Origin of the sequence: Marinobacter sp. (assembly GCF_033722195.1) — a bacterium.
Taxonomy (GTDB): domain Bacteria; phylum Pseudomonadota; class Gammaproteobacteria; order Pseudomonadales; family Oleiphilaceae; genus Marinobacter.
In genome coordinates, this window is the sequence record NZ_JAWVZL010000101.1 from 1 (window position 1) to 10,259 (window position 10,259).

Below are 10,259 nucleotides of genomic sequence, written 5' to 3' on the forward strand. Positions count from 1 at the left end.
ACTCCTCCGGCCGGTGCCGGCCGGTTTTGCGAATGGGTGTACAGGTTCACGGTGCGCCCTACTCCTGGTACTCGGCCATGCGCTGGGCCCGGCCCAGGGCCATGTCCAGCAGCATGCCCACCACGCCGATCATCAGGATCGAGAAGATCACACTGGCCAGGTCGAGGTTGTTCCACTCGTTCCAGACGTAGTAGCCAATGCCGGTGCCGCCCACGAGCATCTCGGCGGCCACGATCACCAGCCAGGCGATGCCGATGGAGATCCGCATGCCGGTAAGGATGGTGGGCGCCGCCGCCGGCAGGATCACCGTCAGGGCGGTGCGCAACTGGCTCAATTCGTGGGTGCGGGCCACGTTGACCCAGTCCTGGCGGACATTGGCGACACCAAAGGCGGTGTTGAGCAGCATCGGCCAGATCGAGCACACGAAGATCACAAAGATCGCCGACTGCTCCGAGTCCTGGATGATGAACAGCGCCAGGGGCATCCAGGCCAGCGGCGACACCGGCCGCAGTAGCTGGATGTAGGGATTGAGGGCCTTGTACATCAGCGGTGACATGCCGATCAGGAAACCAATGGGCAGGGCCACCAGCATCGCCAGCAGGTAGCCGCTCATCACCCGGTAGATGGAATAGGCCAGCTGGATACCGATGCCCTTGTCGTTGGGCCCCTTGTCATAGAAGGGGTCCGAGAGTTCGGCCCAGGCCAGCGTGAGCACCTCCGAGGGCGGCGGCACTCTCGCCTCCTGGTCGGCGCCACCCATCAGCATCTCGTATTCGGTGAGGGCTTTGTCGGCCTCCGGTGGCTGGGCCGCCATCTCCCAGATACCCAGCGCCAGGATCAGGAACACCAGAGACAGGGTGGCGGCCCGGACGGATATGGACGCCATGGTCAGGCCCTCCGGATCGGGAAGCTGTTGATGTAGGCCTCCGGCTCGTTGTAATCGAAGGTCTTGCCCATGATGGTGTATTGCTCATAGGTCCTGTCCGGCGCCGGATAACCCAGCTCCTCCATGATCTTGCGGCAATCGGACGCCAGGTAGACCTGCTCGGCGATGCCCTTGTAGTCCACCTCGCCCTCGATGTAACCCCAGCGCTTCATCTGGGTCAGGATCCAGACCCCCATGGAGTGCCAGGGGAAGGGATCGAAGTCGATCCGGTCCGGCACGTTCTGGACACTGCCCAGACCATCCGCGTAGCGCCCGGTCAGCACCTGCTCGATGACGGGAACCGGCTGGTTGAGGTAGTTCTTGGGTGCAATGGCAGCGGAGATTTCCTTGCGGTTGTCGAGGTTCTGGCTGTAGTTGGTGGCGTCGACGATGGCCTTGAGCAGCGCCGTGTAGGTGTTGGGGTTCTCGGTGGCAAACTGCTGGCTGCAGGCGAAGGCGCAGCAGGGATGGCCTTCCCAGATGTCCTTGGTGAGCATGTGGATGAAGCCCACCTTTTCCCAGACCGCGCGCTGGTTGAAGGGGTCCGGTGACAGGTAGCCGTCCAGGTTGCCGGCCCTCAGGTTGGCCACCATCTCCGGTGGCGGAACCACACGGATCTGCACGTCCTGGTCCGGGTCCACGCCGTTCTCCGCCAGGTAGTAGCGCAACAGGAAGTTGTGCATGGAGTACTCGAAGGGTACCCCGAACTTGAAGCCCTTCCACTGCTTGGGATCCCGTTTGTCCTTGTGGTCCACATGCAGGACGATGGCCTGACCGTTGATGTTCTCCACCGCCGGCATGATGAAAGGCTCGGGGGTGGAACCGGCGCCCATGGACATGGCCAGGGGCATCGGAGTCAGCATGTGGGAGGCGTCGTATTCCCGGGCCAGGGATTTGTCCCGGGCCACCGCCCAACCGGCGGTCTTGATCACTTCCACATCCAGGCCGTACTTTTCATAGAAACCCAGGGGATGGGCCATGATGATAGGGGTGGCGCAGGTGATGGGCACGAAGCCCACCTTGAGCTTGGTCTTCTCAAGCTTGCCCATGGACTCCTTCACCGCCGCCTTGGCCTTGTCCAGCGGGAAGAAGCTGCCGATCATCGCGGCGGCGGTGCCGCTGCCCACCAGCTTCATGAAACTGCGCCGGGTATGATCGTCATGCCCGAACACTGACCGCACCACCGCGCTCTCGATGGCCCGGTCCAGCATGGCCTCGCTGCCTTCAGGTGCGGTTTCGAGGGATGATACGGAAGGGCCGGTCCGTGGCGCGGGCGCGTCAGCGCCCACGCAGTCGTGGCAGCCGCAGTGTTTGGCGTGGATCAGCGACTGGTCGCCGTCGAACGGATTTCCCAGGCTCTTAGTTGTCATCAGGCTTTCTCCCTGTTTATGAACACGCTCGCACCGAAACAGTGCTTGAAGGCCGGTCCGCCGCCGCAGGGCGGGCATGGCCTGTTTCGTCGTCTACCCGGGTATCGCAGGGTTCGTGCCAGCTTTGGGGAGAATTTTTTCCTTGATAAATCAGTTATCTGGGATAGCGGGGCAAAAGCAACCGACCACGAAATCTCGTGAATTACGAAACCTCGCAGTAAAAATCACGAAATTTCCTATTTGGCATGGCTCTTGAGAGGTCCCGGTGAGACCTACACAGAGATGCCCCGATATGACGCCACCAACCTCCACCCTGCAGACCGGCTGGACCCAGCACCTACCCGAGCCCGCCTTGCTGGTGGACGCCGCCCTGGACCAGATTCTCGAGTGCAATGCCGCCATGGCGCGGCTGCTGGGGGTAACCCGGGCGGACATCTGCCAGACCCCCTGTACCCATCTGTTCCGGGACCAGCGCCCGCAACTGGTGGCCTTCACCGAGGAAACCCTGTTCCGTGGCCAGGGCTGGAGCCGTGACTTCAGCCTCCGGCACCGGGACGGCCGGAACATCGAACTGGAGATTTCCTCGGCCCGGGCCGGTGAGGCCGAATCCCAGACCCTGCTGCTGTTGCTGCGGGACCGGCAATGGTTACGGGTGCTGCGGGAGCGCCACGACGCCAACCACTACCATCGCGGCGGGCTGCTGGAATGGCGCCGGGTGGAGGAGCTGTTCCGGGATATGGAGCGCGAGAACCAGCTGATCCTGCATGCGGTGGGGGAAGGCATCTACGGCGTTGATGCCGAGGGCCGCACCACCTTCGTCAATCCCGCCGCCGAACGCATGCTGGGCTGGCACGGGGAGGAGCTGATGGGGCGGGTGATGCACCGGGTGGTACACCACTCCCACGCCGACGGCTCGCTGTTTCCCCTCAAGGAGTGTCCCATCTATGCGGCCTTCCGGGACGGCGACATCAAGCGTATCGGTGAGGACTGGTTCTGGCGCCGGGACGGCAGCGGCTTCCCGGTGGAGTACACCAGTACGCCGATCATGGACAACGGCCATCCGGTGGGGGCGGTGGTGGTGTTCCGGGACATTTCCGCCCGCCAGCAGGCCGAAAGCGAGCTGCGCGCGGCCCTGGCCGAAGTGGAGAGCCTCCGGCACCGGCTGGAGATGGAGAACGCCTACCTTCAGGAGGAACTAAGCGCCGAACACCATTTCCACGAGATTGTCGGCCGCAGCGACGCCATCCGCGGTATTGTCCGGCGCATCGGTCTGGTCGCCCCCACCGACGCCAACGTGCTGATCACCGGCGAGTCCGGTACCGGCAAGGAACTGATCGCCCGGGCCATCCACCAGGCCAGCGACCGCCGCGACCGACCCCTGATCCGTGTCAACTGCGCCGCCATTCCCAAGGACCTGTTCGAGAGCGAATTCTTTGGCCATATCAGGGGCGCGTTCACCGGTGCCGTCAACGACCGCATCGGCCGCTTCGAGCTTGCGGACGGCGGCACCCTGTTCCTGGACGAAGTGGGGGAGATTCCCCTGGAGCTGCAGGGCAAGCTGCTGCGGGTCCTGCAGGACCAGCAGTTCGAACGGGTCGGCGAAAACCGTACCCGGGCGGTGAACGTGCGGGTCATCGCCGCCACCAACCGCGACCTGCGCTCGGAAGTGCAGCACAAACAGTTCCGCGAGGACCTGTACTTCCGTCTCAACGTCTTCCCCATCGAATCGGTGCCGCTGCGGCGGCGGGTGGAGGACATCCCCATGCTGGCCCAGGAGTTTCTCAACCGTGCCTGCCAGAAATTCAAGCGCCCGCCGATTCCACTGCGGCTGGGGGACGTGGAGGCCCTGCAGCGCTATCACTGGCCGGGCAACGTGCGGGAACTGGAGAACGCCATCGAGCGGCAGGTGATCGTGGCGGACGATCATCTCAACTTCGAACTGCCGGGTCAGGACGCGCCGGTCCCGACCGAGCCGGCGCCAACCACCGGAAGCATGGCCAACCCGGAGCTGCTGACCGAACAGCAACTCAGGGCACTGGAACGGGACAACCTGATCCGGGCCCTGCGGCGGACCCGGGGCCGGATCTTTGGTGAGCGTGGCGCCGCCCGCCTGCTGGGCATGAAGCCCACCACCCTGGCCTCAAGGCTGAAAAAGCTGGCGATCGAGCCGGCCAGCTTCAAGGCGCGGCGGTCGCCGGAGCCGGAGGCGTTATCGGTCAGACCTGGGGTGGAATCTCATGGGAGTTGAGCACGCCCTCCAGATCCTCCACGTCCACCAGCGGGTCGTCCAGGTCCAGCATGACCTGGGAACGGGCCAGGGTCCAGGCACGACCGGTGATCTCGGTATTCAGCGCCCGATGGCTACCCACCCTGGCCTCCCCCAGCACCGTGCCGACAAACGAGCTGTTGCGGGGAGAGATGGTTTCCAGCCACTGGCTCTCGCGGATTTCGCCGCGCTCGTGCATCAGCGCCAGGCGGGCCGAGGTGCCGGTGCCGGTGGGGCTGCGGCAGATCACACCCGGATGCACGTAGGTGGCAGAGCGGGAGCGGAAGCCCTCATCTCCGACCGGCTCCACCGGGCCCATCAGGTGGGCGAAGGGCAGCGGACCGACATGGCCCAGCTCCGGGTGTTCCTCGGTCACCGCCGGCCGCGCCGCCTTGACGAAAGCCAGCCCGAAGTCCGCCATCGCCCGCATCTCGTCGTTGACGATGCCAAAACCTACATCGGCGGCGTTGATCAGGGCAAAATAGGCGCCGCTCCACACCAGGTCAAAGCCGACACTGCCGAAGCCGGGCACTTCCGCTACCATGTCCCGGGCCGCCACGAAGGCCGGCTCGCTGCGGGTAGTGATGGACTGGACCCGCCCGTTGCGGTTCCGGGCCCTGACGTAGGCAAGGCCGGCCGGCGATTCCAGCACCAGCTGCTGCTCGCCTTCTTCCATTGGCACGATGCCATTCTCCAGAATGGCGGCCGCCGTGCAGATGGTGTTGGAACCGGAGTAAAGCGGGTAGCCCATGGCCTCCATGATAATGTAGCCGGCCTGAGCCTTGGGATTGTCCGCCGGCACGATCAGGTCGATGGACATGAAGGGATCGCCATAAGGCTCGTTCAGCAGCCAGCGCCGCAGACCGTCGCCGTGCTTCTGGATATAGCGCATCTGCTCCAGCACGCTGCCGCCGGGCAGATGCCCGACACCCTTGGTGACAATACGGCTGACATCGCCCCCGGACTGCATGTCCACCAGCTCGATGGAGCGCAGGCGATGCCCCGGCGGCGTTTCAGCGGTGACCACCGCGCGCTGGCGGCGATCATGACCGGGCTGGCGACGTTCGACGAAGTCATTCGCTTTTGGCATGGGGAGCTCCTACTTCATCCCACTGGCTGTCCGGCACCACCACCAGCTTGCCGATGAAGGATTTCGACATGAAAGCGGTCTGGGCCTCATGGAAATCCGACAGTTTGTAGGTGCGGTCCAGCAACGAGCGGATCTTGCCCTCCTCGATATACCGCAGCAGGCGCCGGAACGCGGTCCGGGTACCCTGGGAGGAGCCGTGCAGCTCCTGCTGCTTCAGGTACATGGTGCGCAGGTCCAGCTCCACCACCGGGCCGCCGATGGCGCCGGCAGTGGTGTAGCGGCCCTCGATCTTGAGGATGCGCAGCAGGTCGTTGAACATCGGCCCGGCCACCAGGTCCGCCACCACATCGATGGCCTGGCCGCCGGTGGCCTCCTCCACCTTCTTCACCAGGTCGCCCTCGCCACGGGCAATGGTGGCTTCGGCGCCGATGTCCTTGAGCGCTTCGGCCTTTTCCGGGCTGGTGACGGCGTAGGGTATGGCGCCGCGGGCCCGGGCCAGCTGCAGGATCGCCGAGCCCACGCCGCCGGAGGCACCGGTCACCAGCACCCGCTCGCCAGAGGCAAGCCGGGCCCGGTCCAGCATGTGCTCGCCAGTCAGGTAGGCGCAGGAAAACGTGGCCAGCTCGGCATCGGTCATGTCGGTGTCCACGGTGTAGGCGTTAGCCGAAGGCACCACGGTGTACTCGGCATAGCCGCCGTCCCGGCCGTGGCCGATGTAGTCGATGTCTGCCAGGCTGTCGTCGCCTTCGGGCCGGTTGTAAATGCTGAAATCCACGATCACCCGCTTACCGATGCGGGATTTGGGCACCTCGTCCCCCACCGCCACAATCTTGCCGACGATGTCGGTGCCCTGGATGCGGGGGAACTCGAGGGTGGAGCGGCCGCGACGCCAGGTGGACACGGCGGTCGGATCGGTGTCGCTGCCGTAGGCCCCTTCGCGGACCCAGACATCGGTGTTGTTCATGCCACAGGCGCTGACCTGGATCAGCACTTCGCCCGTGGCCGGCTCGGGTACCGGTACGTCCTCACGATAGACCAGCTTGTCGAGCCCGCCATGGCCGGTCAGCTGAACCGCTTTCATGGTATCGGGAATCATGCGTCCTCCTGATCGTCGTGCTTGTGAATGACGTCTGCCATTTCATCCTAGGTCATTTTATAACCAGAGTCAGGGGCCCCGGCGACATTGACGGACCGCCGGCATTGATGGACTATCTTGTGATCACAGGACAGCAAAAAGATCACCGTCATGCCCCAGACCTCGCAATGGCCCCTACCCCCTGACAGTGTCCGCTATGTGGTCCCGGACCCGATCCTGGCACTGCTGGCGGCCCACCCGCTGGCATCGGATCTCTACCCGCTGGCCTTTGGCCATTACCGCAAGGCCGTTGGCCACCACATGCATCGCCGCCAGCACCGGGACGATCTTTTGATTTACTGCACCGACGGCCGGGCCTATTTCAGCGTTGAGGGCGAGCCCTTTACGGTGTCCGCCGGGGACCTGGTGCTGCTGCCGGCCGGTGCCGAGCACCGCTACACCGCTGACCCGGAAGCACCCTGGAGCATTCACTGGGTGCATTACACCGGCCCCAAGACCCGCGACTTCCAGCACCACATGGGCTTCAGTGATCGGGTGCGGGTGCGCTCCCTGGGCCTGCAGCCGCGGCTGCTGGTGGACTTCAACGGCCTGCTGTCGGTGCGCCAGACCGGCTTTCGCACCAGTGGCCTGGTCAACGCCAGCAATCGTCTGCGCCAGCTGCTGACCGCCGTGCCCATGCTGGCGGACGATACCGACGACCATCGCCAGCTGGACCTGGACCTGATCCACGGCTTCATGCGGGAAAGGCTCAATGAACGCATCAGCCTGGACCAGCTGGCGGAGCTGGGCGGGCTGTCCAGCGCCCACTTCGCCACCCGCTACCGTCATCTCACCGGCGAGTCACCGATCCAGCATTTCCTCCACCTGAAAGTGGAGCAGGCCTGCCAGTGGCTGGATACCACCAGCCTGAGCCTGACCGAGATCAGTCACCGCCTGGGCTACGAGGACAATTACTACTTCTCGCGGCTGTTCAAGAAAGTGATGGGTCAGTCGCCGCGGGACTACCGGGACAGCCGCCGCCACTGAGATGGTCAGGCCAAATCCCCGGGCATGCGGGCCAACGGCTTTTGTTGCCCGGGCGAACCCGTTAGTCTGTATACCGATTCAACCTTACGGAAGGCAGTTATGGCGTCCTACACCATTGATATCGATGAAACCTTTGACGTGCCCCGCAACCGGGTCTTCGCCCTTTTTGCCGATCACAGCCGCTTCGGCAAGCTGCTTGGAGCACCGGTCAAACGCATCAAGGACAGCGAGCAGGCTGACCCCAACGGCCTGGGCTCGGTAAGGCGTCTGGGCATCGGCCCCATCGGCCTGGAGGAGACCATCATCCGGTTCGAGCCGGACTCGGTGATTGAGTACACCGTCACCAGCATGAGCCCGATCCGCAATCACCTGGGCCGTATCCGCTTCAATGACGCTGCCAACGGCGGCACCCGGGTGCATTACACCATCACCTTCGAGGACCTGGTGCCCTTCACCGGCAAGCTGATCCAGAAAGCCCTCGACCAGGGCATCCGCAAGGGCATTCGCCGGATTCCCAAACTGGCCTGAGGCCCACCCCGAGCTTTCGATCTACCCCGGCCAGGGCCAGGCGACACAGCCCTGATGGCCGGGGCTCTCCCCTTCCTCCTCCGTCAATCAGTTCGCTCCGGGCCGCCGGCGAGCCGGGTTCTGCGTTACCCGCCAGGCTGGTGATGTCATAGCGGGCCAAAGCGAGACCACCGGATGCCATTTTCACAACTCCGTGTGTACATTTGTACACATAACAAGGCGTGGTCAGGATGACCCGCGACAAGAACCGGCCAAAGGGTTTCGTTCACTTGTCTGAATCACGGAGTCAGTTATGGAAATGCATTCGAAACGTCTGATCGGCCTCACCGAGGAACGCCGGCTGGAAGCCGCCTGCCACGTCGAGGATCTGCACATTGGCTGGCAGCTCGAGTTCGACCACCAACGCCAGCGTGACCCGGCCGGCCATACCCACCTGGCACCGGTGGTGACCTGGAGCCGGGGCGGCACAACCTATCGCTTCGTGCCCAGCCTGGCCTTCCTAGCGGTGGCCTCCCAGCCTCACTGGCTGCCCCGGCAGTGGCGCCACGCCGGCAACCGGGCCTACCGGGTGGATCGGGAGCAACTTCTGCACGCCATTGAGCACCAGCTTGTTTCCCGGGGGCTGCCGGCCTGGCACAGCGCCGCCTGAAATAAATAACCAAAGGTTATTTACCTTTCCGCTCTCCCGGTGTAACTTAAGTGACTCATGTTCACTTACATCGGGAGGACAGGCCTATGGCCCACGTCATCATCACCGGCGCCAGTGCCGGCATCGGCGAAACCTTCGCCCGCACCCTGGCGGCGCAGGGCCAGGACCTGATCCTGGTGGCCCGCCGCAAGGACCGCCTGACGGAACTCGCCGAAGAACTCGGGCGTCAGCATGGCATTGACGCCAGGGTCCTGACAGCGGATCTGGCCCGACCGGACGCGGCGGCCACCCTGGCCGACGAGCTGACTGCCCATGGCTGGGCGCTGTCCGGCCTGATCAATAACGCCGGCTTCGGCGATCGCGGCAGTTTCGAGAAGATGGACCTGGAGCGCCAGCTGGCGATGATCCAGGTCAACGTCACCAGCCTGGTGGACCTGACCTGGCGCCTGCTGCCTCAGCTACGGCAGCAGGGTGAGGGCTTCATCATCAATGTTGCCTCCACCGCCGCCTTCCAGGCCGGCCCCAACATGGCGATCTACTACGCCACCAAGGCCTTCGTGCTGTCATTCTCCGAAGCCCTGCACGAGGAGCTGCGGGGTTCCGGCGTCCGGGTCAGCGCGCTCTGCCCCGGTGCCACCGAATCCGAGTTCGCCAGCCGGGCCAACATGACCGACACCCGCCTGTTCCATTCCGGTACCATGTCAGCTGAAGCCGTGGTGGCCGAGGCCCTGGCCCGGCGCCAGCGCGCCATCGTCATTTCCGGCTGGCGCAACCGGCTGATGGTGTGGGCCGGCAAACTGTCGCCCCGCTGGCTGACCCGTCGTCTGGCAGGCTGGCTACAGGCATGAGGATGGCATGAGATATCAACTGTGCGGGGGCCGGCAGCGGGCCCGCAGTGACGCCGACAAGGCCCAGCGCGAACGCCAGATTCTGGCGGCTGCCGCGGAGCTTTTCGTCAGCCGCCGCTTCGAGCAGGTCACACTGGCGGAAGTCGCCGCTGCCAGCGGGCTCACCAAGGCCGCGCTCTACCGTTATTTCCGCAGCAGGGAGCTGCTCTACATAGCGGTCTACCGGGAGCACTTTGCGGCCATGGTGGATACCCTGTGCCGGCAGCCGCCGGCGCGGTTCCCCCATGGCTTTGCGGATGTCCTGCTGGCGCACCCCCTGGTATGCAGCCTGACCGCGGTGCTGCACGTGGCTCTGGAAACCGGCCTCAGCGAACAGGAGGCGCGGGACTTCAAGCTCTTCCTGCTGGCCCAGAGCCAGCGCCTGGTGGGCCTGCTGCAGCAACGCACCGGCCGCAGTGAGG

10 protein-coding genes are annotated in these 10,259 nt (G+C 64.6%); 6 read left to right on the plus strand and 4 right to left on the minus strand.

The annotated features are described in order from the left end of the window. Positions 1-58: 58 nt before the first annotated feature. Both ntrB and R3280_RS14035 read right to left on the minus strand, forming a co-directional pair. On the minus strand, positions 59-886 hold the full coding sequence (ntrB, locus tag R3280_RS14030) for a nitrate ABC transporter permease (protein WP_318999236.1): 828 nt from the start codon (positions 884-886) through the stop codon (positions 59-61). A 2-nt stretch (positions 887-888) separates the two neighbouring features. Beyond that, positions 889-2,295, minus strand: coding sequence for a CmpA/NrtA family ABC transporter substrate-binding protein (locus R3280_RS14035; RefSeq protein ID WP_318999237.1), 1,407 nt, complete (start codon positions 2,293-2,295; stop codon positions 889-891). A 292-nt stretch (positions 2,296-2,587) separates the two neighbouring features. On the opposite strand from R3280_RS14035, the gene R3280_RS14040 reads away from it, so the two are divergent. Beyond that, positions 2,588-4,543 (plus strand): sigma 54-interacting transcriptional regulator, encoded by a 1,956-nt coding sequence (locus tag R3280_RS14040; RefSeq protein WP_318999238.1) that lies wholly within the window; start codon positions 2,588-2,590, stop codon positions 4,541-4,543. Here R3280_RS14040 and R3280_RS14045 read toward each other — a convergent pair. Both R3280_RS14045 and R3280_RS14050 read right to left on the minus strand, forming a co-directional pair. Continuing rightward, positions 4,512-5,651 (minus strand): proline racemase family protein, encoded by a 1,140-nt coding sequence (locus tag R3280_RS14045; RefSeq protein ID WP_318999239.1) that lies wholly within the window; start codon positions 5,649-5,651, stop codon positions 4,512-4,514. The two genes, R3280_RS14040 and R3280_RS14045, sit on opposite strands and share 32 nt — an antisense overlap. Then, complete coding sequence (locus tag R3280_RS14050) at positions 5,635-6,747, minus strand: alcohol dehydrogenase family protein (RefSeq protein ID WP_318999240.1); 1,113 nt, start codon at positions 6,745-6,747, stop codon at positions 5,635-5,637. Before R3280_RS14050 ends, R3280_RS14045 begins: the two co-directional genes overlap by 17 nt. 150 nt (positions 6,748-6,897) lie before the next feature. Between R3280_RS14050 and R3280_RS14055 the strand changes: the two genes are divergently transcribed. The 5 genes from R3280_RS14055 to R3280_RS14075 form a co-directional block, all read left to right on the plus strand. Further along, positions 6,898-7,773 (plus strand): AraC family transcriptional regulator, encoded by an 876-nt coding sequence (locus R3280_RS14055; RefSeq protein ID WP_318999241.1) that lies wholly within the window; start codon positions 6,898-6,900, stop codon positions 7,771-7,773. Positions 7,774-7,872: 99 nt separating this feature from the next. Beyond that, positions 7,873-8,301, plus strand: coding sequence for an SRPBCC family protein (locus R3280_RS14060; protein WP_318999242.1), 429 nt, complete (start codon positions 7,873-7,875; stop codon positions 8,299-8,301). Between the two features lie 292 nt (positions 8,302-8,593). Continuing rightward, on the plus strand, positions 8,594-8,950 hold the full coding sequence (locus R3280_RS14065; RefSeq protein WP_318999243.1) for a hypothetical protein: 357 nt from the start codon (positions 8,594-8,596) through the stop codon (positions 8,948-8,950). An 86-nt stretch (positions 8,951-9,036) separates the two neighbouring features. Further along, positions 9,037-9,798 carry an SDR family oxidoreductase gene (locus tag R3280_RS14070; protein ID WP_318999244.1) on the plus strand — a complete coding sequence of 254 codons (762 nt, stop codon included), beginning with the start codon at positions 9,037-9,039 and terminating at the stop codon, positions 9,796-9,798. A gap of 7 nt (positions 9,799-9,805) precedes the next feature. Next, a partial coding sequence (locus tag R3280_RS14075; protein WP_318999245.1) for a TetR family transcriptional regulator occupies positions 9,806-10,259 on the plus strand: 454 nt, incomplete at its 3' end.